We start from the raw sequence: 21,275 nt of genomic DNA on the forward strand, positions 1-21,275 counted from the left end.
TGGAAATCATCATCCTCGCTATGTTCCTTGTCCTTGTTGCCGTTCTAATTGGAACGGCTCTTCTTTCCGCCTTTCTCATTGCCGTCCTCAAACCGGTTCTCGTGCGCTATGCTCTGGCCCGACCCAATGCGCGTTCGAGCCATAAGGTGCCGACGCCACAGGGAGGTGGAATCGCCGTTGTTGGCGCGGTATTGACGGCCATGGCTGTGGGTTTCGCCCTAATAGGTGTCCCGGATAAATTCCTTCAGAGTATTCTCGCCGCAGCGTGCGCTTCGCTGGTTTTGGCCATTGTCGGTGCAATTGACGATATTCGTCCCCTGCCAGCAGGTCTTCGCCTTGTTCTGCAGATTGCCGCTGTTGCGGCTGTCGTGCTGACGACCGGGATCCGGGTCTTGCCTGAGTGGGTGCCGCCGGTCGTAGAGCAGGTTGTCCTTATTCTCGGTGGTGTCTGGTTCGTAAACCTCGTGAATTTCATGGACGGTCTTGACTGGATTACCGTTGCGGAAATGGTGCCAGTTGTCGGCGCCATCGCTATTTTAGGGTTCGGGGCACGAATGCCGCTCCCGGTCATCTTTGTCGCCTCTGCCCTCTGCGGCGCCCTTCTCGGCTTTGCTCCCTTCAACAAGCCGGTCGCGCGGCTCTTCCTCGGCGATGTGGGTTCGCTTCCCATCGGCCTCCTCGTCGGCTGGATGCTGCTGCACCTTGCCGGAACCGGTGCCGTCGCGGCCGCGATCCTGCTGCCGCTCTATTACCTGATGGACGCCACGATCACCCTGCTGCGCCGCCTCGCGCGCCGCGAGAAGGTCTGGGAGGCGCATCGCAGCCATTTCTACCAGCAGGCCACGAATAACGGCTTCTCCGTGATGTCCGTGAGCGCTCATGTGTTCGGCCTCAACCTTGTCCTGGCCGGCCTCGCCGCTATGACCCTTGTCTGGCCCTCGGGCGCGGTGCAGATCGCGGCGCTTGCCCTCGGGACCGTTCTCGTCGGCCTGGTTCTCAGGCGCTTTTCTCAGCCTGGACTGGAGGTTTCCCGATGAGCGCACCCCTGATTGCCCTGACCGGCGCCACGGGTTTCATCGGGCAGCACCTCCTGAACGAGCTGCCCAAGCGCGGCTACCGGATCCGGGTGCTGCTGCGCCGCCCGTCCGAGGTGCCGGCCGGCGCGTCGAGCGCGGTGATCGGCGACATCGCCTCCCCGCACAACATGGCGGCGGCGCTTCGCGACGTGGACATGGTGATCCACTCGGCGGGCCTCGCGCACGCCATGTCGGGGCGGCCGGAGGACGATTACCGGACCATCAACACGGAGGCGACCGTCAGGCTCGCGCAGGCCGCCGAGCGGGCGGGCGTGAAGCGCTTCGTGTTCCTGTCCTCGATCCGGGCCCAGACCGGACCGACAGCCGAGGGCGTCGTGACCGAAGCCCGGGACCCGCAGCCGACGGATCCTTACGGCCGCTCCAAGCTCGAAGCCGAGCGGGGCCTGAGCGAACTCGGGCTCGACTGGACGGCGCTTCGTCCCGTCCTCGTCTACGGTCCCGGCGTGAAGGGCAACATGGCGGCGCTCCTGGCCCTGGCGCAATCGCCCTGGCCCCTGCCGCTCGGCGGGCTGTCGGCCAAGCGCTCGCTTCTCTCCCTCGACAATCTGGCCGCCGCCGTGGACACGGTGCTGAAGGCGCCCGGCCCCCTGCGGCGTCCCTTCATCGTGGCCGATCCGGAGCCGGTGACGATTCCCGACATGGTCACGGCTATGCGCCAGGGTCTCGGGCGCGCGCCGGGGCTGATCCCTGTGCCGGCCTTCGTCCTGAAGGGGGCGGCCGCCCTGGCCGGCCGGGGCGAGGCCTATGAGCGGCTGGCGGGCTCGCTGGTCGCGAGCCCCGAGGCATTGAGGAATCTGGGCTGGCAGCCGGTCAGTTCGACGCGAGACGCGCTTGCGGAACTGGCTCGGCGGGCTGGGGCGCGGGCGTCCGGCGCTTGAACTCCGGAATCGCCTCCTCGAACACCTGCTCCGCCAGGGCCCGGTCGCCATTGGCGATGGCGCGGTTGAGCACCTGCAGCCACTGATCGACCCGGTCGCGGTCGGCGAAGATGGGCTTGGCCGCCATCACGCCGTCGATGCCGATCTCCGTGCGCGGCTCCTCGCGGGCGAACAGGATCTCGTGCAGCCGCTCGCCGGGGCGCGTGCCGGTGACGGCGATCTCGATATCCTCGCCCGGCTCGTAGCCGGCAAGCCGGATCATGCGCTCGGCGAGCTCATAGATCCGCACCGGCTGGCCCATCTTGAGCACATAGACCGAGGCGCGCTCGTCCCCGTTGGTGCGCTCCGTCACGGCGCGGCTTTCCTCCGCATGGGACGCGGAGGTGAGCACCAGATCCGCCGCCTCGCGGGTGGTCATGAAGTAGCGCACCATGTCGGGATGGGTGACGGTGATCGGCCCGCCGCGGGCGATCTGCGCCTTGAACTTCGGCACCACGGAGCCGACCGAACCCAGCACGTTGCCGAAGCGCACGGCGATGATGCGCGTGGCGCCGTTGCGGCCCATGAACTCGGCATCCAGCGCCTGCCCGTACATCTCGGCCAGGCGCTTGGTGGCCCCGAGCATCGAGACCGGATCGATGGCCTTGTCGGTGGAGATCATCACGATGGTGTCGGCACCGGCTTCCACCGCCGCGTCGGACACGTTGACCGAGCCGAAGACGTTGGTCTTGATCCCTTCCGTCCAGTTCTTCTCGAGATAGGGAACGTGCTTGAGGGCCGCCGCGTGGAACACCACCTCGGGCCTGAACTCGGTCATCACCTCGCGCACCCGCTCCCGGTCGCGCACGTCGGCGATGACGCCGTCCACGTTGGTGTCGCTCGACAGGAGCGTCGGGTTCTCCAGGATGTGGTGCAGGGACGGCTCGGAGCTCTCGAGGATCAGGAGGTCGCTGGCGCCGAAGGCGACAACGCGGGTGCAGATCTCGGATCCGATGGAGCCGCCGCCGCCGGTGACGAGCACGCGCTTGCCGCGAATGAATGTTTCGAGCCGCTTCCGGTCGATCTGCACCGTGGGACGCAGGAGCAGGTCCTCGATCTCCAGCGGCGCGAGCTCGGCATCGCGCATGCCCTCGCCGAGACTCGTGACCCGCACCAGCGGCAGGCCGAGACGGCGGGCGCGGGCGAGCAGCATGTCCGGGTTCGCCTCCGGCATCAGGGCGCTCGGCGTCGCCAGAAGGCGGCGGATGGGCGTGCCGCGCTCCTGGAAATCCTGGATCACCTGATCGAGATCGGCAAAGTTGCCGAGCACCGGGACGCCGCGCATGGATTGCCCGAGATCGTCGGTGCGCCAGGACAGGATGCCCTTGGGCTGCGTCTTCTTGACCGTGCCGGCCTCGATGGCCCGCAGGATCACCTCGATGTCGCTGCCGCGCCCGAGCAGCAGGGTCGGGGTGCTGGCATCGCGCTGCAGGGTATGGCGGGAGCGGGCATATTTCATATAGCGGAAGGCCAGCCGCGGGCCTCCCAGCAGGAACATCTGGATCAGCCAGTAGAGGGCGATCGTGATCTTGCCGAAGAAGAAGGTGCCCCGGAATTGCGGCGAGACGAGAACGTAGTCGACCACCAGCAGGGTGACCGCCAGAATGGTCGCGGCCCGGAAGATGTTGAAGAGATCCGGCAGGGACGCGAAGCGCCACTTGGATCTGTAGAGCTGGGAAAACCAGTAGATCACGCCGGCAAAGGCGATGAAGGGCGGCAGAAAGAGCGGCAGATGGGCGAGGCGCTCGTCCAGGAGCGGGCCTTCGAAGCGCACGTAGAAGGTCGCGAGGACGGCCGCACCCGTCATCACGAGATCATGCGCAATGATAAGCGCCTTCTTGAGACCCTGTCGCTTCATAGTCCCGCCATACCCCAGAGCATCGGACCCAATAGTGGACATGCACTTTTGGGATCCACCCGCTGCTCGAATTCTTGAGCAGCGCATCGTTTGGCGCGACCCGGAGGGCCGCGTCAGCGAAAAACCGGATCCACGTTTCCGCACGATACGCCAGCCTCGGGGTATCGGCTGGGCTCACCTCTTTGTCAATGTAAGACCGTCACGGGCGGCATGCGCGCAAATGGCGTTACCCGGCGTCCGGAATTGGGCTTTCCGCCACCACCACCAGGCTGCCGGCCTGCCTCAGAACCCGCGCCCGGATGCCGAAGATCGCCCCGAGCCGTGCCTCGGTCAGCACCGCTTCCGGCGGACCGAAGGCTTCGATTTTCCCCTGATTCAGCAGCACGATCATATCGGCGAAGCGGGCGGCTAGGCTCAGGTCGTGCATGATGGCGACCACCGTTGCACCGGCCCGGGCACGCTGTTTCAGGACATCGAGCACGACGAGCTGATGGTGCGGATCGAGGGCGGCGACGGGCTCGTCGACCAGCAGCACCGGCGCCTGCGTCGCGAGGGCGCGGGCCAGAAGCACCCGGGCGCGTTCGCCGCCGGAAAGGGCCGTGGCGGGCCTTTGCGCGAAGCCCTGCAGCCCGACCGATTGGAGCGCGGCCGCAACCGCTTCCCGGCCGGCATCCGACAGGCGATCCGGCTTCTCCCCATGGGGCAGGCGTCCAAGCGCCACGACGCCTGCCACCGGCAGAGGCCAGGCCACGCCGCCGCCCTGGGGCAGATAGGCGATGGCGCGCGCCCGTGCGGAGGCGCGCATCCCGGCGAGGGACGCACCATTCAGGATGACGTCGCCCTGGGCAGGCTCGGCGAGCCCGGCCAGGCTTCGCAGCAGGGTCGTCTTGCCGGCGCCGTTGGGGCCGACGATCACCGTGAGGCGGCCCGGCTCCAGGGACAGGTCGATCCGGTCGAGAGCCCGGCGGGCACCGAGATCCACCGACAGGGAGCGGGCTTCGAGACGCATCATGCGGGGCTCTCCACCAGCTCCGCCTTGCGCCGGGCGATCACCCGGAGGAAGAACGGGACGCCGAGCAGGGCGGTGAGCACGCCGATCTTGACCTCCGTCTCGGAGGGAATGAGGCGCACGGCGCAGTCGGCGGCGAGCAGAAGGGCTGCACCGGCGAGGCCGGCGGGAACGAGGGTGCGGGCCGGATCGTAGCCGACCAGGGGGCGCACCAGGTGGGGCACCACGAGGCCGACGAAGCCGATGGAGCCGGCGACCGCCACCGAGGCTCCCGTGCCGATGGCGGCGCCTGCGACGATCAGGCCCCGCAGGAGCGACACGTCGATTCCGAGGCTCTGCGCCGTATCCTCGCCGAGCGCGAGCGCCCGCAGGCCCGACGCCGCCCACAGGATCAAAGCGGAGGCCAGGAGGATGAAGGGCGCGGCGAGCCACACATGGACGACGGACCGATCCTCGAAGGAGCCGAGGAGCCAGAACACGATCTCTGTCACGGCGAAGGGATTGGGCGAGAGGCTGATGGCCAGCGACGTTCCGGCCCCTGCCAGGGACCCGACGGCGAGCCCCGCGAGAACGAGCACCACGATGGTGGCCCCTCGTCCCGCGACCGCCACGACCAGGGCGATGGACAGGAGCGCTCCCGCGATCGCCGCGAAGGGCAGGGCCCAGGACAGGGTGCCGATGAGGCCCGAATAGATCACGAGCACGGCCCCGAAAGCCGCCGCCTGCGGCGCGCCGAACACCGCCGTGTCGGCGAGCGGATTGCGCAGCAGGCCCTGCAGTCCCGCCCCTGAGAGACCGAAGATCCAGCCGATCAGCACGGCGAGAACCGTGCGCGGCAGGCGGATCTCCCGCACCACGGTGCTGGCGGCTCCCTGATCGGACACGAGCGCCTTCAGGGCCAACGGTACCGTGATCGGCGCCGGGCCGATCGCCAAAGAGGCGAGACTCAGGATTCCGATGAGGGCGATCAGCCCGGGGAGGAGGGCAGGCCGGACGAGGGACATGCGACGGACATGCAAGGGACTGGTTGACGGCTTCGTTGCGTCCTCCGGATAGAGCACGAAATGCCCGGATGACAAACTTGCCTCATGGGGTCGTTCCGGAGCTGAGGAGCAAAATTCAGATCCCCTGATGCGTGTCATGCATTCTCCCTCTCCCGTGTGGAGAAGGAAACCGGCACAGGCGGCATCCTCAGGCGAGCGGGGCACGTGCGGGCTGTCACCGGTGGGGCAGGTTCCCTCCCCCTGCGCTGGGTGTGCTCAGGGGCATGACGCTGTCCTGGGTCATACTGTCCTGGGTCATACTCTCCCGGTCCCGCACCTGCCCTTGTCCGGCACCCGCCTTGTCACACCCGCCCCCGTCATGGCCGGGCTTGACCCGGCCATCCCGATGCTGTGAGGCGCGGCGCTTTTCAGATCGGGATCACCGGCACGAGGCCGGTGATGACGTGGGGGAGGTGATGACGTGGAGGGGGTGATCAGGCGAGATGTTATGTTCTCACTTTGTTCATGACACTGTGTTGCACCTGGGCTAGACCCGTGCTCATCCCGGCCCGACGGGGAGCGCGCTCGCGAGGCGTCGCAGATGTGGGGCGGGGAGCGGTCCCGCCGCAGGCCTCGCACGCCTGTGATCGCGGGAGGCCGACCCTGGGCTGACAGCGCAGGAGGTCCGCCTGAAAAGTACCGCGTGCGAAGCGCCGTCCGGCTCTTCCATCTCACCCATAGTCATCGAACCGGGCGGCCCGTCGCACCTCGCTCGATCAACCTGTAGGCCCAGGGCTCCCAAGCCCTGGGCCTACAGGTGCTGGCTCTTTTTGAAAGGATTGCCGGTTCGATCTTCGCCCGCTCCATGGTACGAAGCACCTCGACACCACGACAATCCATCGATGAGAGAACCGCATGAATCGATTGTTCGCCAACCTGCCCACCACCGTCTTCGAGGTCATGTCGAGCCTCGCNGAGAGAACCGCATGAATCGATTGTTCGCCAACCTGCCCACCACCGTCTTCGAGGTCATGTCGAGCCTCGCCCGCGAGACCGGCGCGATCAATCTCGGCCAGGGCTTCCCGGACGATCCCGGCCCCGAGGATGTGCGGCGGGCGGCGGCGGACGCGGTGCTCAACGGCTACAACCAGTATCCGTCGATGATGGGCATCCCGGAGCTGCGCTCCGCGATCGCGGCCCATTACCAGCATTGGCAGGGCGTCGATCTCGATGCGAACACCGAGGTGATGGTGACATCCGGCGCCACGGAAGCGCTCGCGGGCGCGATCCTCGGCATCGTGGAGCCGGGCGACGAGGTGGTGCTGTTCGAGCCCATGTACGACGCCTATCTCCCCCTCGTGCGGCTCGCCGGCGGCGTGCCGAAATTCGTCACCCTGCAGCCGCCGCATTTCCGATTGACGGAGGAGGCTCTCTCGAAAGCCTTCTCGCCCAAGACCAAGGCGGTGGTGTTCAACAATCCGCTCAACCCGACCGCGACCGTGTTCTCCGACGAGGATCTGGCACTGCTGAGCCGGTTCTGCCGGAAGTTCGACGCCATCGCGATCTCGGACGAGGTCTGGGAGCACCTGGTCTTCGACGGCCGTCGGCACCGGACGGTGCTGGGGCTCGAGGGCATGCGCGAGCGCTCGGTGAAGATCGGCTCGGCGGGCAAGATCTTCAGCCTCACCGGCTGGAAGGTGGGTTTCGTCTGCGCCGCGCCGCCCATCATGAAGGTGCTGGCGAAATCGCACCAGTTCCTCGCCTTCACCACGGCGCCGAACCTGCAGTCCGCGGTGGCCTACGGACTGGCCAAGGACGATGCGTATTTCGACGGCATGCGGACGAACTTCGCGCGCAGCCGCGACCGCTTCACGGCAGGGCTGAACACCCTCGGCTTCCAGGTCATCCCGAGCCAGGGCACCTACTTCCTCAACATCGACATCGCGCCCTTAGGGGAAACCGACGACATCGCCTTCTGCCACCGCCTCGTCATGGAGCACGGTGTGGCGGCCATCCCGGTCTCGGCCTTCTATGCCGAAGGCGCGGTGAAGAACGTGGTGCGCTTCTGCTTCGCCAAGAAGGATTCCACCCTCGATGCAGGCCTCGAGCGCCTGGCGAAGGCGATCAGAAAGGCAGCCTGAGCCCCGGCAGCGCTGGCGACAACTCGGACATTGTTTCTTTGCCGAGAATTTCCTAGCCTGCCCCCGTTGCCACTCTCAATCCCAGGAGTCCCACCCTGATGTTCCGTCTTCTCGCTTCGGTTGCCCTGACCTTGAGCCTCGTCACCGCCGCCACCGCCCAGGAACGCGTGGTCAACGTCTATAACTGGTCCGACTACGTGGATCCCAAGGCGCTGGACGAGTTCACGAAGCAGACCGGGATCAAGGTGGTCTACGACACCTACGACAACAACGAGATCGTCGAGACCAAGCTTCTCGCCGGCAAGTCCGGCTACGACATCGTCGTGCCCTCGGGCCCCTTCGTGCAGCGTCTGATCGGCGCCAAGGTGTTCCAGAGGCTCGACAAGGCGAAGCTGCCGAACCTCGCCAACCAATGGCCGGAGGTGACGCAGCGTCTGGCCGTGTTCGACCCGGGCAACCAATATGCCGTCAACTACATGTGGGGCACCACCGGGATCGGCATCAACGTCAAGAAGGTCAAGGAGATTCTCGGCGACGTGCCGCTCAACACCTGGGACCTGGTGATGAAGCCGGAGATGTCCTCCAAGCTGAAGGCCTGCGGCATCTACATGCTCGACTCACCCGAGGATCTCTTCCCCGGCGTGATGGCCTATCTCGGGCTCAACCCGGATTCGAAGCGCATCGAGGATCTGAACAAGGCGGGCGACGCCCTGTTCCGCATCCGCGGCAACATCCAGAAGTTCCATTCCTCCGAATACATCAACGCGCTCGCCAACGGGGACATCTGCGTGGCGGTGGGCTATTCGGGCGACATGATCCAGGCCAAGAACCGGGCCGAAGAGGCCAAGAACGGCGTCGAGGTCGGCTATGTCATTCCGCGCGAAGGGGCGCTGATGTGGTTCGACAGCTTCGCGATCCCGGCGGACGCCAAGAACGCCGCCGAGGCGCATGAATTCATCAACTTCATGCTGCGTCCTGAGATTGCCGCCATGAACACCAACTTCGTGTCCTATGCGTCCGGCAACCTCGCGGCCAAGCAGCACATCGACAAGGCGATCCTCGACAATCCCGGCATCTATCCGGACGAGGCCACCATGAAGCGCCTCTTCACCAACACGGCCTATGACGAGCGTTCGCAGCGCACCGTCACCCGGCTCTGGACCAGAGTGAAGACCGGCCGTTAATCCGCCGCTCAGGTTCGTTCGGGCATCGTCGCGAGGCCCTAAAGCTCCGCCTTGGCGCATCGTGCGGAAACGTGGATCCGGTTTTCCGCGAAGAAAGATGCGCCAGTGTAAAATGAGCATCGAATGGCTCCCAAAAGTGGTGTCCACTCTGGGGGCCCATTCGATGCTTCGGTGGGGCTTTTTATTGTGAAGAAGGACGTTTCCCCATGCGCCTTGCCGTTGCCGCCGCTCTTGCAGCCTTGAGTCTCGCCTCCCCGGCGCTCGCCCAGGCTCCCACGCCGCGCCAGCCGACGATCAGCGTGATGGGATCGGGCGAGGCCGAGCTGAAGCCGGACTTCGCCCGCATCCATGTGACCGTGGCGACGCAGGCCGACACCGTGGCGCAGGCGACCGCCGCCAACAACACGGCCACGGAGCGGGTTCTCGCCCGCATCCAGGGCCTGGGCATCAAGCGGGAGGACATTCGGACCGCCAACTTCCAGGTCTTCCAGACGCCGCAGCAGGTCGGCCCGGACGGCAAGGAAACGAAGACCCCGAAGTTCTCGGCCAACCACCAGCTCCGGATCACCACCCGCGACCTCGACGGCGTCGGGCGCCTGGCGGGCGAGATCCTGGCGAGCGGCGACATGACCTTCCAGTCGGTCACCTTCGGCCTCGACAAGCAGGAAGAGGGCGGCGACAGGGCCCGCGAGGCGGCCGTGCGCGACGCCCGCCGACAAGCGGAGATCTATGCCGCGGCGGCCGGCGTCTCCCTGGGCCGTCTTCTCGAGATCCGGGACGGCTCGGCCCAACCCTTCGAGCCGCAGCCGGACATGCGCATGTCCATGGCGATGGCCAAGGGGGCCGAGTCGGTTCCGATCGTGCCGCCGGCCACGATCCGCTACACGGCCAACGTCCAGCTCGTCTGGGAGATGGCCGGGACGCCCTGAGGCTCCCTGGCCGATTCAACTCCTAAGCCGCCCTGACGCTGGCGAGGAACTGACCGATCTCGGCGCCGAGGCGCTGGGCCTGCTGCTCCAGCGCGACCGAGAGATCCGCCACGTTCCGGGCAGCATCGAGAGACTCGGAGGCGACGCCCTGCGTCGTCTCGATGGCGGAGGTGCCGGCCCGGGCTTCCGTGGACACCTGAGCCACGGAACGGGCGATCTCGGACACGGCTGCCGTCTGCTGGCCGACGGTTCCCGCCACCGTGGACACGACCCCGGCCAGATCCTCGACGGAGGCCTGCACGGTGCCGAGCGCCACCAGCGTCTCGCGCGAGGCCGCCTGCACGGCCTCGATCTGCCGGGCGATCTCTTCGGTCGCCTTGGCGGTCTGGCCGGCGAGGTCCTTCACTTCGCTCGCCACCACGGCAAAGCCCTTGCCCGCCTCGCCGGCCCGCGCGGCCTCGATGGTGGCGTTGAGCGCCAGCAGGTTGGTCTGGGCGGCGATGGAGCGGATGAGGTTTGCCACCTCGCCGATCTGCGAGGTCGCCGTCGAGAGCGTCGACATGCTGCCGGAGGCCCCCCGTGCTTCCGCCACCGCACGCTCGGAGGCCTGTGCCGAGGCGTTGGTCTGGGCGGCCACTTCGGCCAGGGAGGCGTCGAGTTCCTCCGCGGCGCTCGCCACCGCCGACATGTTGTGCGCCGTGCGGGTGGACGCGGCACCCGCGATCTCCGCCTGGCGGGTGACGTGATTGGCCGATCCCTCCAGCTGCCCGGAGGCCTTGGCGAGATCGCCCGTGACCTGCCGGACTTCCGCAAGAATCTGCTCGACTGAGGCGTCGAAGGCCATGATCGCATTGGAAATCGCGTGGGCCCGCTCGGCGTCGACGGCCGCCATGCCCTCGCGCTCCTGCGTCAGCCGCTCGCGCTCGCGGGCGTTGTCGCGGAAGACCAGGACCGTACGGGCCATGGCGCCGATCTCGTCGGTGGCACCGGTGAAGGGGATCTCGCTCGCCGCATCGCCGTCGGCAAGCCGCCGCATGGCCTGCTGGAGGCGGGTCAGCGGCAGGGAGATCGAGCGTCCGACGATGAAATTGAGGATCAGGCCGAACAGCAGTGTGGCGCCCATCGTCCACAGGATCAGCGTGAAGGTACGATGCTGGGACGCAATGAGCTGCTCTTCAGTCTTGTGGGCCTCGGCGCGCACCTTGGCCAGGAGCTGGTCGAGAACGGGCACGAGCAGATCGAACTGTCCCATCAGCTTCTCGCCCTGGCCGGAGACCTGCTGCTCCAGCTCGCCCCAGGCATGAAAGGCCTCCTGGAACGAAACGCTCGCCGATTCGATCACCGCCTTGTCCTTCGGGTCGCCGGAGAGCTGGGCCAGAGCGCGTGCGAAGCGGCCCTGCTCGACCTCGAAGGCCCCCAGAATGCTCTCCTCGAGCAGGATGCGGGCGCGGGCCTCCTGATTGAACATGCCGAGCATGGCCGCCCAGAGGCGCCAGGCGATGGCCTCGCCGCTGCCGGTCAGGGGGCGCACGAGCTTTTCAAGATTGGCTTCTGCCCTGAGGAGGCGTCCCTGCGCGCCTTCGTCGGGCTTGCTGCCGATGGCGGCATAGAGTTTGTTGAGGGCGTTGCCCTGGCCGATCAGGGCGGCCGCGTGCTGCCTCAGAGCCGTGATCTCGGGCTCGATCAGGCCGGCACCGGTGGCTGTGCTCATGTCGTCGAGCTGCGTGGCGAGGGCCTTCTGCTGATCGATGAAGGCCTGGCCGTGATGGCTGAGGCGGCTCGCCGTCCATTCCCCGGCCTTGACCTTCAGAGCATCGGCCCGTCCGCGGAACTGATTGGCCTTCTCGGCCAGGGCGGAATAGGTCTGCTGCGCCGACAGCGCCTGGTCGACCTCATTGCGGCCCGTCTGAAACACCGCACCGATGACCGCAAAGCCGAGCACCATGACGCCACTCAAAGTAGCGACACGCACCCGCACCGACGGCCGCCTCACACGAGCAAGAGACGACATTCCCCCGAATCCCCCTTTAGGACTTTGCGGCAAGATTGGGGCGGACGTGTTAAAGAGAGATTTACGTTAGGTTAGAAATCCGCTTACCGCAGTGCGGTTTAAGCCGCCTTTGGCAGTTCGGTCATGATGGCATAGAGCGCTGTGGCGTCCCGTGTGGCGCGCACCCTTTCGATCAATCCGGGCTCTCGCAGGACGCGCGCGACCCGCGCCAGGGCCTTCAGGTGATCGGCTCCGGCCCCTTCGGGAGCGAGAAGCAGGAAGAGCACATCGACCGGCTGAGCGTCGAGGGCCTCGAAATCCACCGGTTTGTCGAGCCTTGCGATCAGGCCGAAGATGCGGGTCAGGCCCGGCAGCTTGCCGTGGGGAATGGCAATGCCCTCGCCAATTCCGGTCGAGCCGAGGCGCTCGCGCTGCAGGAGAGCCTCATAGATGGCTCCGTCGGGAAGACCCGTGAGCCGGGCCGCCTGGGAGGCCAGTTCCTGAAGGGCCTGCTTTTTGCCGTTGACGCGCAAGGCGGGCAAGACGGCCCGAGGGTCTAGAAAATCCAGCAAAGGCATCGATCACGCCACATTATGATGTGAAGCCTGGAAGGCCTCTCACCGTTCCACGCAAGAACCGGGCCAAGAAGAGGTAGCTCCCCGTCAAGGCTATGCGAGCGGCGGATCGACCCAACCGATCGCTCCGTCGCCGCGGCGGTATACGACGTTCATGCGGCCGGTGCTAGCATGGATGAACACGAGAGCGGCCGCTCCGGTGAGATCGAGCTGCATCACAGCGTCGCTGACGGAGAGCTTGTGGAGAGGCTTGGTGGTCTCGGCGATCACCATCGGATGATAGGCCTCCTCCTCGACCGCCTCGTCGCTGGGGGCCTCCAGGACGGAATAGGCCATTTCGAGGCTGTTGCCTGCGCGACCGGAGGCCGGTCCGGACCGGCCCTTCAGCCTCTGCTTGTAGCGGCGCAGGCGATTCTCGATTCGGCCGGCCGTCTGGTCGAAGCTCGCATAGGCGTCCTGGGCGGCCCCGGAGGCCTCCAGGGTCATGCCCGAAGTCAGGTGAAGCACGCAATCCGTTCGATAGCCGGTGCCATCGCGGGTGACGGTCACATGACCTGAATAGCCACCGTCGAAATACTTCGAGAGCGCACCGGCCACCCGATCCTGGACCTGAGACCTAAGGGCCTCGCCTATATCGAGATTCTTCCCCGACACCCTCAATGTCATCGTGTTCTCCTCCTCTTGCGCCGTCGCTTCGCTGCGATCCTTCAGGGTGGCGCTTGGACACGATGATGATCCGAATGGGGACCAATGCAAGCCTTGAAATGGCGTCGATCGGACAGGTCAGGCCTTCAGCCTGTGCCTTCGGCGCCGATCCGCCGAGGACGGGATACGCAGAGCCTCCCGGTATTTCGCGACCGTGCGCCGGGCGACCTGGATCCCGTCCGCTTTCAATTTCTGGGCAATTGCCTCATCCGAGAGCACATCGGTCGGGCTCTCGGAATCGATCACCTGCCTGATTCGGTGACGAACGGCCTTGGCCGAATGCTCGCCCTCCCCGGTGGCCGCGCTGAAGAAGAATTTCATCGGATGGGTGCCGTGCCCGGTCCCGATCGCCTTGTTCGCCGCCACCCGGGAGATGGTGGATTCGTGCATGCCGATGGCTTCGGCCACGCTCCTGAGGGTCATGGGGCGCAGAGAGGCGACCCCTTCCTTGAAAAACTGCTCCTGCTGGCGGACGATCTCGGCGGCGACCCTCAGAATTGTCTTGGCGCGCTGGTCCAGGCTGCGGGTCAGCCAGCTTGCGGTCTGCAGGCAGTCGGAGAGAAAGCTCTTGTCCTCGTTCTTGCGCACCACCTTCGCGACCTCGGCATAATAGGTCCGGTTCAGCAGGATTCGGGGAAGGGTTTCCGGATTGAGCTCAACGTTAAGGCTGCCGTCGGAGGCGCTCCGCACCAGCACGTCGGGCACGAGCACGTCGATGGCAGCCGGCGTGAAGGCCAGGCCAGGCTTGGGTTCCAGGCGGCGGAGCTCGGCCAGCATGTCGGCGAGATCCTCCTGGTCGACGCCACAGACCTTTCGCAGGCCGGCGAAATCCTGCCGGGCGACGAGATGGAGATGGGCGAGGAAGGTCTGCATCGCCGGATCGAGCCGGTCGCGTTCGCGCAGCTGAATGCCCAGACATTCGGCCAGGTCCCGTGCGCCGACGCCGGACGGCTCGAAACTCTGGATCAGCCGCAGGGCAGCCTCGGCCTCCTCGGGGGCAACCCGAAGCCGGGCCGAGAATTCCACCAGATCCTCGGTGAAATACCCGGCCTCATCGAGATTGTGAATCAGGTGCTCGCCGATCATGCGAAGCTTCGGATCGACGGTGGCGAGTTCGAGCTGCGCCTCCAGATGCTCGCTCAGGCTCGTTGCCCGGGCGAGCACATCCCCCATCTCGGGCTTGAGCTCGCTGTGGCCTGCGGTTGCGGCTTGTCCCGATGACGCCGGCACGGCAGCCCCCCGCGATGGCGGCGGGCCAGGGACGATCCTCGGCCCCGCGGCTTCGGCCTTCTGCTTGGCGCGCAGGAAATCGGCGAGGCTCGGCACGGATGCATCGGCCGGTGCCTCGCCCTCCTGCAGGAGGGGATTGCGCTCGAGCTCGGCTTCCACATAGGCGGCGAGCTCCGCATGGGAGAGCTGCAGCAGTTTGATGGATTGAACAAGCTGAGGAGTCATCGTCAGGGACTGGCCCTGACGCAGCTCCAGCCGCTGCATCGCGCTCATGAACGCACCCGGAAGCGTTTAGGCATGCTTCTTGCGTGCCGCCGCAGTTTTACTGCGTGCGCTCTTCCGGGTCAAAAGGGAAAGGTTCTAAAGGCGGAAGTCCTCGCCCAGATACAGGCGGCGCACCTCTTCGTTCGACACGATGGCATCCGGCGCACCCTCGGTCAGAACGCGACCGGAATGGATGATATAGGCACGGTCGATGAGGCCGAGCGTCTCGCGAACGTTGTGGTCGGTGATGAGCACGCCGATGCCGCGCCGGGTCAGGTGCCGCACGAGGTTCTGGATGTCGCCCACCGCGATGGGATCGATGCCGGCGAAGGGCTCGTCGAGGAGCATGAAGGTCGGCTCGCCCGCGAGCGCCCGGGCGATCTCGCAGCGGCGGCGCTCGCCGCCCGAGAGCGCGATGGACGGCGATTTGCGCAGACGCGTGATGTTGAACTCGTCGAGCAAGGCATCGAGCTTGCGCTCGCGCTCCTTGCGGCTCGGCTCGACGATCTCGAGCACGGCGCGGATGTTGTCTTCCACGTTGAGGCCGCGGAAGATCGAGGCTTCCTGCGGGAGATAGCCGATGCCGAGACGGGCGCGGCGATACATGGGCAGGCCCGTCACGTCGTGCCCGTCCAGGCTGATGACGCCCCGATCGGCGCCGACGAGGCCCGTGATCATGTAGAAGATGGTGGTCTTGCCCGCGCCGTTGGGTCCGAGCAGGCCGACGGCCTCGCCCGCGCGCACGTTCAGTCCTGCGTCCTGCACCACGGTTCGGCCGCGATAGCTCTTCTGCAGGCCCTTGACCGCCAGGATCCCGGGACCGCCGAACACGGCTTCGCTCCCGGCACGATGAAAGGCATGCGGGCCCGACCCGGCGGGATGGGGTTCCAGGAGGCTCACGTCGGAGGGACCGGTTTGAGAACGGTTGAAAAGCGGTTTCACAGGCTCATCGTCGATCATGAAAAGGGAAAAGCGGGAGACAGCCCCCCGCTCTAGTTCGTGGCCGGCCTCTGCTGAGGCTTCGGCTTGGCCGCACCTGCGGCCGGCGTTCCGCCGGCGCCGGTCTGGGCAGGCCCGCCCTGACCGGGCACGAACAGCGCCCTCACGCGGCCGCCGGGCGTGGTTTCGATATTCGCCACGCCGGTATTGATGTCGTAGAGCACCCGCTCACCTTTGGTGACGTTCGGACCGTCGCTCAAGGTCGCGTTGCCGGTCAGCATGATCTTGTTGGAGCCCCGGTCGAAGGTCGCGTTCTCGCCCGTCGCGACCTGGGTGCGCGACACGATGGTGACAGGCCCCTTGCAGTCGATCTTCTTGATCGCGCTGTCGTCGGCGGCCTGCGCAGCCGGCGCGGCCTGCCCGCCGTTCTGGTCCCGCTGCTCGTAGAACACGGTCATGACCGTGCATTTCATGGTGCTCTCACCCTGAACCGCCACCACATCGCCGGTGAAGACCGCGCGGCCTTCCTTGTCGAAGACGTCGAGTTTGTTGGCATCGATCTTGATCGGCTCCTTGCTGGAGCCGAAATTGCCGAAGCCGACGGCGCGCTCCTTGCTGGCCTGGGCCCAGGCGGCCTGCATCGGAACCGGGGAGAGAAGCGCGATGGCCAGGGCGGCGCGTGTAAGACTCATCATGGACGGATACTTGTCTGTTGGGGTGCAGGAGCCTGGGAAGGAGCCGTGGAGCCCGTGCCGGCAGCGTCCGGAGAGGAGGAGGGAGTGGAATCCGACGAGGGCTGAATGACCGTGCGGACACGGCCCTTGAAGCTCATGATCTTGCCGTTGTCCGTGACATCGAGCCCCTCCGCCTCGATGGTGCCGTTCCCGAAGGAAACAGTGACCGGATCCTTGGAGACCACCGAACCGGCCTTGAATCTTACGAAGGCCGTACGGAGCTTGACCTCATGGCCGGCATCCGTGGTGACCACGATGTTCTGGCGCAGCCTCATCTGCTCCCTCTTGGTGTCGAGGACACCGGAATCGGCCTGGAGCCTTGCGACGCTGCCGCGTTCGTCGGTCACGATGCGCGCCTTGAGATCCTTGAGCTGCACGAGGTCGGGCTTGCGCACGTCCTGCGTGGCGGCGCTGGCGGTCACCTCGTAGGGACGGTTGTCGTTCTTGAAGCCGGTCAGCTTCGGGCTTTCCATGGTGACGTTGGTGCCGCTCACCCCGATGGAGTCGAAGCTCAGGTTCTCGATCTGCTGAAACGGGTTGTAATAGGCCAGGACGCCGACGCCGGCCATGCCCACCAGGGCGCCGAGGGGGATGGCGATCTTGGCAAAGCGGACCCAGCGGGAATGGCGACGAGCCTTGTTGAAGGCGCGCGACCGCACGGCCGACCTCGAGGTCGGGCCATCACGCATCGTGGTGCCCTGGATTTCCGCCAATTTCGTCCAACCCCTTCCGTCTCGTCCATCGCCGTCTGACCATCGGCACGGCGCCATGCCGGAGGGACATGGCGATGTTATGACGGATATGGGTTTTATGCGGGAAAGTTTAAGTGTGCGTCAAGAATGGGCGAAAATATCCGTATCCGGCCAGCCGAGAAGGTCGAGCTGGGCGCGGGTCGGCAGGAAGCTGAAACATTGATGGGCGATGCCGAGCCTGTTCTCCCGCTCCAGCAGACGGTCGAGCTTGTCCTTCAGGGCATGAAGATGCAGCACATCGGAAGCGGCGTAATCGAGCTGGGCCGTCGTCAGGGTCTCGGCGCCCCAATCGGAGGATTGCTGCTGTTTCGACAGTTCCACCCCGAGCTGCTCGCGCGCCAGCTCCTTCAGCCCATGGCGATCGGTATAGGTGCGCACGAGCCGCGAGGCGACCTTGGTGCAGTAGATCGGGCGCGGCATGACGCCGAAGGTGTGAAAGATGACCGCGAGATCGAAGCGGGCATAGTGGAAGATCTTGAGCACGCTCTCGTCGGAGAGCACGCGGATCAGGTTCTCCGGCAAAGGCCCGTCCTTGAGGATCTGCACCACGTCCGCCGTGCCGTCCCCGGTCGAGACCTGCACCACGCACAGCCGATCCCGATGCGGATTGAGACCGAGGGTCTCGGTGTCGATGGCGATCGCGGGACCGGGCTTGTAACTAGCGGGCAGGTCGCCGCGATGGAAGCGTACTGTCATGACAAATCCAAAAATGCGCTGAACATGCCTCTAACCTGTCTCGGCGACGTCTTCAACGGACGAGAAAAGCCCCGCTATGGGCGGGGCTCTCCGGATTCTCGCCATTGAGGCAGGTTCAATAGCAGGTCCGGATCCGGCGTACGACCACGCGGCCGTAGGGATTGACGACGCGGCGGCGCTCGAAGACGCATCTCGGAGGAGCGTAATAGGCCGGCCTGTAATAACCTGGACCGTAATAGGGATTGGCCGCCGCGCTCGCGATCGCACCCAGGGCAAGGCCGCCGATCACGCCGGCCGCGATGGCGCCGCCGTAATTGGGACGCCGGTAATAGCCGTAAGGATAGCCATAACCGTAAAAGCGGCGGGGTCCATAGCCGTAGGAGCGGCGGGGTCCGTAATAAACCGATCGACCGCCTCCGTAGTAGCGCGGAGCATAGTAGCGTTGTCGCAATCCGTGTGGAGCGTAGCCATCGCCCTGATACCGACCCCACAGGGGCTGGGCTTCGGCCGGAGCAGGTTGGACCGCTACGGCACCAGTAAGAATAAGGCCCGCAGCCATCAGAGTTTTGAAGGAAACGCCCATGGCACCCTCCAGAGAGGAACTTCGATGACAACGGGATGCCAAGCCTCGATGTTCCGCATTTGTCTTTCGCGTCATGCCTGTGAGCCGATGCGGGAACGGCATCGCCTCAAGGCTTTACGGACAGTTCTGGGTTCAGGACGATGCCCTCCTTTTCGGGTCGGGCAAGGCCGCCGAGAACGCCCAGGAGGGTTTCGCGGCTGACGGGCTTTTCGAGCCAGGGCACGTTCTGCAATTCCGGCGGGCAATCCGCTTTCGATGGCAGGCCGGAATAGACGGCGAAGGGCACGCCCCGGCATTTCAGCGCACGGGCAATCTCCACGGAGGTGCCGTCTCTGATCATGATATCCAAAATGGCGACATCCGGCGCATCATCCTCGAGCCATTTCAAGGCTTGGACATTGCTCATGAAGATGCCTGCCACTTCGAAGCCGGCCTCCTCCAGGAACGCTTCCAGGGACATGCCGATCAGCGCCTGGTCCTCTACGATCATGCAGCGAGTTTGAGCCATGATGTCCATTATCCGGTGACTTGGTTCACAGCGGGCAGGTTCCGATGTGGGATCCGATTGGCGGGCGCCGTCATGAGAGACGTCTAGATCAGCCGAATGCCTGTTTCATTCATGCATGTAAGTCTTGGCTGTAAAATCAGGCGACGACTGGTCGTATCCTTGAAAAACATGGCTGTAAGAGGGATGGCCTCGCCTGCTTCTCCAGGATTCCAACGTCTTTTGCAGGATTGAACGCCGAATAGCGCCAGGCTTCGCATAGGTTAATGCGGCAAGTGTCCGGGGAGGCTCTTCTTACGGGTCCGAATCTGAGGAGTTGGAAGAGTGTCAGTCGAAAACTCCCTGAAGCAGCAGATGCTCAATGCCATCCCGCATCTGCGGGCGTTCGCCATCTCCCTCTCCGGCAGCGTCGACAAGGCGGACGATCTCGTCCAGAGCACGTTGCTCAAGGGTCTGAGCAATCTCGATAAGTTCCAGCCCGGCACCAGCATGCAGGCCTGGCTCTTCACGATCCTGCGCAACGATTTCCTCACCCAGACCCGTCGGAGGAAGCGTGAGGTCGAGGATCCGGAAGGATCGTGGGCCGAAAAGGTGGCGGTGATGCCCGAGCAGGGCGCGCGGCTCGATTTCACCGATATGCTCAAGGCCTTGAGCAAACTCCCGGTCGATCAGCGCGAGGCGCTTCTGCTCGTCGGTGCGGAAGGTTTATCCTATGAGGACGCTGCGCGGATCTGCGGCACCAATATCGGGACCATCAAGAGCCGGATCAATCGCGCCCGCAACCGCCTGTCGGAAATGCTGAACTTCCACGCCGACGACGATCTCGGCCCCGACAATCTGGTCAAAGCCGCCCTGTTCATGCATGCCTCGCCTTGAGCGCATCAAAACACCCGGACATCGATGCCTATGCGGGCGCCGCCCGGCTGTCCGGGCGCCCGCACCCGTTATTAGTGCTTGGTTTCCTCGCCGCCGCGGTTGATGGTGATGCGCCTCGCCTCCGGACGACTCTCAGCCGACTTGGGCAGGGTCAGGGTGAGAACGCCGCTCCTGAAGCTGGCATCGATCTTGTCTTCCTCGACCTCCCAAGCCAGCGGGATGCGGCGCTCGAAGCGACCGTAAGTGCGCTCGCTGAAGGCGCGCTCCTTATCCTCGATCTCGGATTTCTTCTCGCCGCGAATGGTGAGCACGCCGTCGCCCATCAGAATTTCGACATCCTTGTCCTCGAGGCCCGGCAACTCGGCCGAGATCCGAACATCCTTGTCGTTCTCGACGACTTCCATATGCGGCCAGCCGGCCATTCGGCTCATGCCGCCAAAGGGAACCATATCGAAACCGCGGAAAACATCGTCGAAGAGCCGGTTCATCTCGCGATGGAGGGTCAGGAAGGGATCGCCCTCATCGCGGTAGCGGCTCGGGGTCGTCTGCTGATTGCGACCCCAGGGAATGAGATCGCGCATGTTCATGGTGTCGTCCTCCTTTCACTCAGGCGTTCAGGCGCAGCGCCGGCGCAACACCGGCGCTGCCAAAAAGGCGGCTGATCCTAAGCAGCCTTGCCGTGCTCGATCTGCTGCGGATGCCGGCCCAAAGGCGTCGCCGCGGCGCCGGCATTGATCTCGATCCGGCGCGGTTTGAGCGCTTCGGGCACCTCGCGCTTGAGCTCGACGGTCAGCAGACCGTTCTCGAGGCCCGCAGCCACGACCTTCACATGATCGGCAAGATTGAAGGTCTGCCTGAAGGCGCGGGTGGCAATGCCGCGATGCAGATATTGCTTACCCTCTTCGGAGCCTTTCTTCTGGCCGACCACGAGGAGCTGGCTCTCTTTCTGCGTGAGCTCGATCTCATCGGGAGAGAAGCCCGCAATGGCCATCGTGATGACGTACTGGTCTTCGCCGACCTTCTCGATGTTGTAGGGCGGCCAGTTGGTCATGGGCTCGACCTGGGCGGACTGGTCGAGCATGTCGAACAGCCGGTCGAAGCCGACCGTCGAGCGGTACAAGGGAGAGAAGTCGAAAGCTGATCTCATTACCATATCCTCCATTGAGCAACATGGACGTGAGAGCGCCGGACACCCGCCGGCGCCCGCAATGCCAAGCCATTGAAAGGCCTCGGCAATATTGATTTTAGTAACGCCTTTTCCGGATTTCAAGAGGGTGATCCACACCTGATCGACATCGACAGCGATGC

21 protein-coding genes are annotated in these 21,275 nt (G+C 65.2%); 6 read left to right on the forward strand and 15 right to left on the reverse strand.

What is annotated here, in order from left to right; all coding sequences use genetic code 11:
- The first annotated feature begins 20 nt into the window (after window positions 1–20).
- Window positions 21–1,037 carry a glycosyltransferase family 4 protein gene (locus KHP60_RS11800; protein ID WP_213564234.1) on the forward strand — a complete coding sequence of 339 codons (1,017 nt, stop codon included), beginning with the start codon at window positions 21–23 and terminating at the stop codon, window positions 1,035–1,037.
- Window positions 1,034–1,975 carry an NAD-dependent epimerase/dehydratase family protein gene (locus tag KHP60_RS11805; protein ID WP_213564236.1) on the forward strand — a complete coding sequence of 314 codons (942 nt, stop codon included), beginning with the start codon at window positions 1,034–1,036 and terminating at the stop codon, window positions 1,973–1,975. Before KHP60_RS11800 ends, KHP60_RS11805 begins: the two co-directional genes overlap by 4 nt.
- Here KHP60_RS11805 and KHP60_RS11810 read toward each other — a convergent pair.
- The 3 genes from KHP60_RS11810 to KHP60_RS11820 all read right to left on the reverse strand — a co-directional run bounded on the left by KHP60_RS11810 (window position 1,908) and on the right by KHP60_RS11820 (window position 5,885).
- The gene (locus tag KHP60_RS11810) at window positions 1,908–3,872 is read right to left on the reverse strand and encodes a nucleoside-diphosphate sugar epimerase/dehydratase (RefSeq protein WP_213564357.1); all 1,965 of its coding nucleotides are present in this window, start codon (window positions 3,870–3,872) and stop codon (window positions 1,908–1,910) included. The two genes, KHP60_RS11805 and KHP60_RS11810, sit on opposite strands and share 68 nt — an antisense overlap.
- Window positions 3,873–4,098: 226 nt before the next feature.
- A complete protein-coding gene (locus KHP60_RS11815; RefSeq protein ID WP_213564239.1) occupies window positions 4,099–4,884 on the reverse strand; it encodes an ABC transporter ATP-binding protein in 786 nt (261 codons plus the stop codon).
- Entirely contained in the window at window positions 4,881–5,885 is a 1,005-nt protein-coding gene (locus tag KHP60_RS11820; protein WP_213564242.1) for an iron ABC transporter permease, read from the reverse strand. Before KHP60_RS11820 ends, KHP60_RS11815 begins: the two co-directional genes overlap by 4 nt.
- A gap of 965 nt (window positions 5,886–6,850) precedes the next feature.
- Between KHP60_RS11820 and KHP60_RS11825 the strand changes: the two genes are divergently transcribed.
- From KHP60_RS11825 to KHP60_RS11835, 3 genes are all read left to right on the forward strand, one after another.
- A complete protein-coding gene (locus tag KHP60_RS11825) occupies window positions 6,851–8,005 on the forward strand; it encodes an aminotransferase (protein WP_213564245.1) in 1,155 nt (384 codons plus the stop codon).
- 98 nt (window positions 8,006–8,103) lie between these two features.
- Complete coding sequence (locus KHP60_RS11830) at window positions 8,104–9,189, forward strand: polyamine ABC transporter substrate-binding protein (RefSeq protein ID WP_213564247.1); 1,086 nt, start codon at window positions 8,104–8,106, stop codon at window positions 9,187–9,189.
- 206 nt (window positions 9,190–9,395) lie between these two features.
- Complete coding sequence (locus KHP60_RS11835; RefSeq protein WP_213564258.1) at window positions 9,396–10,118, forward strand: SIMPL domain-containing protein; 723 nt, start codon at window positions 9,396–9,398, stop codon at window positions 10,116–10,118.
- Between the two features lie 22 nt (window positions 10,119–10,140).
- On the opposite strand, the gene KHP60_RS11840 is transcribed toward KHP60_RS11835, so the two are convergent.
- The 10 genes from KHP60_RS11840 to KHP60_RS11885 all read right to left on the reverse strand — a co-directional run bounded on the left by KHP60_RS11840 (window position 10,141) and on the right by KHP60_RS11885 (window position 19,094).
- A complete protein-coding gene (locus tag KHP60_RS11840; RefSeq protein ID WP_213564260.1) occupies window positions 10,141–12,129 on the reverse strand; it encodes a methyl-accepting chemotaxis protein in 1,989 nt (662 codons plus the stop codon).
- A gap of 98 nt (window positions 12,130–12,227) precedes the next feature.
- On the reverse strand, window positions 12,228–12,686 hold the full coding sequence (gene ptsN, locus KHP60_RS11845) for a PTS IIA-like nitrogen regulatory protein PtsN (RefSeq protein WP_213564262.1): 459 nt from the start codon (window positions 12,684–12,686) through the stop codon (window positions 12,228–12,230).
- A gap of 90 nt (window positions 12,687–12,776) precedes the next feature.
- Complete coding sequence (gene hpf / locus KHP60_RS11850; RefSeq protein ID WP_213564265.1) at window positions 12,777–13,349, reverse strand: ribosome hibernation-promoting factor, HPF/YfiA family; 573 nt, start codon at window positions 13,347–13,349, stop codon at window positions 12,777–12,779.
- Window positions 13,350–13,466: 117 nt separating this feature from the next.
- Window positions 13,467–14,891: an RNA polymerase factor sigma-54 gene (gene rpoN / locus KHP60_RS11855; RefSeq protein WP_213564267.1), complete on the reverse strand. Its 1,425-nt coding sequence runs from the start codon at window positions 14,889–14,891 to the stop codon at window positions 13,467–13,469.
- 87 nt (window positions 14,892–14,978) lie between these two features.
- Window positions 14,979–15,842 carry an LPS export ABC transporter ATP-binding protein gene (gene lptB / locus KHP60_RS11860; protein ID WP_213564268.1) on the reverse strand — a complete coding sequence of 288 codons (864 nt, stop codon included), beginning with the start codon at window positions 15,840–15,842 and terminating at the stop codon, window positions 14,979–14,981.
- A 32-nt stretch (window positions 15,843–15,874) separates the two neighbouring features.
- Window positions 15,875–16,516 carry an LptA/OstA family protein gene (locus tag KHP60_RS11865; protein ID WP_213564269.1) on the reverse strand — a complete coding sequence of 214 codons (642 nt, stop codon included), beginning with the start codon at window positions 16,514–16,516 and terminating at the stop codon, window positions 15,875–15,877.
- Complete coding sequence (lptC, locus tag KHP60_RS11870) at window positions 16,513–17,214, reverse strand: LPS export ABC transporter periplasmic protein LptC (protein ID WP_213564270.1); 702 nt, start codon at window positions 17,212–17,214, stop codon at window positions 16,513–16,515. Before lptC ends, KHP60_RS11865 begins: the two co-directional genes overlap by 4 nt.
- A gap of 174 nt (window positions 17,215–17,388) precedes the next feature.
- The gene (locus tag KHP60_RS11875; protein WP_213564272.1) at window positions 17,389–18,003 is read right to left on the reverse strand and encodes a ribonuclease D; all 615 of its coding nucleotides are present in this window, start codon (window positions 18,001–18,003) and stop codon (window positions 17,389–17,391) included.
- A 115-nt stretch (window positions 18,004–18,118) separates the two neighbouring features.
- Window positions 18,119–18,586: a hypothetical protein gene (locus KHP60_RS25475; protein ID WP_213564274.1), complete on the reverse strand. Its 468-nt coding sequence runs from the start codon at window positions 18,584–18,586 to the stop codon at window positions 18,119–18,121.
- A gap of 106 nt (window positions 18,587–18,692) precedes the next feature.
- The gene (locus KHP60_RS11885; protein ID WP_213564284.1) at window positions 18,693–19,094 is read right to left on the reverse strand and encodes a response regulator; all 402 of its coding nucleotides are present in this window, start codon (window positions 19,092–19,094) and stop codon (window positions 18,693–18,695) included.
- 321 nt (window positions 19,095–19,415) lie between these two features.
- Between KHP60_RS11885 and KHP60_RS11890 the strand changes: the two genes are divergently transcribed.
- Window positions 19,416–19,967 (forward strand): sigma-70 family RNA polymerase sigma factor, encoded by a 552-nt coding sequence (locus KHP60_RS11890; RefSeq protein WP_213564287.1) that lies wholly within the window; start codon window positions 19,416–19,418, stop codon window positions 19,965–19,967.
- A 71-nt stretch (window positions 19,968–20,038) separates the two neighbouring features.
- Here KHP60_RS11890 and KHP60_RS11895 read toward each other — a convergent pair whose 3' ends face one another.
- Window positions 20,039–20,554, reverse strand: coding sequence for an Hsp20/alpha crystallin family protein (locus KHP60_RS11895; RefSeq protein ID WP_213564290.1), 516 nt, complete (start codon window positions 20,552–20,554; stop codon window positions 20,039–20,041).
- Window positions 20,555–20,631: 77 nt separating this feature from the next.
- Window positions 20,632–21,114 carry an Hsp20 family protein gene (locus KHP60_RS11900; protein WP_213564293.1) on the reverse strand — a complete coding sequence of 161 codons (483 nt, stop codon included), beginning with the start codon at window positions 21,112–21,114 and terminating at the stop codon, window positions 20,632–20,634.
- Between the last annotated feature and the right edge of the window lie 161 nt (window positions 21,115–21,275).

This window comes from Microvirga sp. 3-52, assembly GCF_018383585.1.
Lineage (GTDB): Bacteria > Pseudomonadota > Alphaproteobacteria > Rhizobiales > Beijerinckiaceae > Microvirga.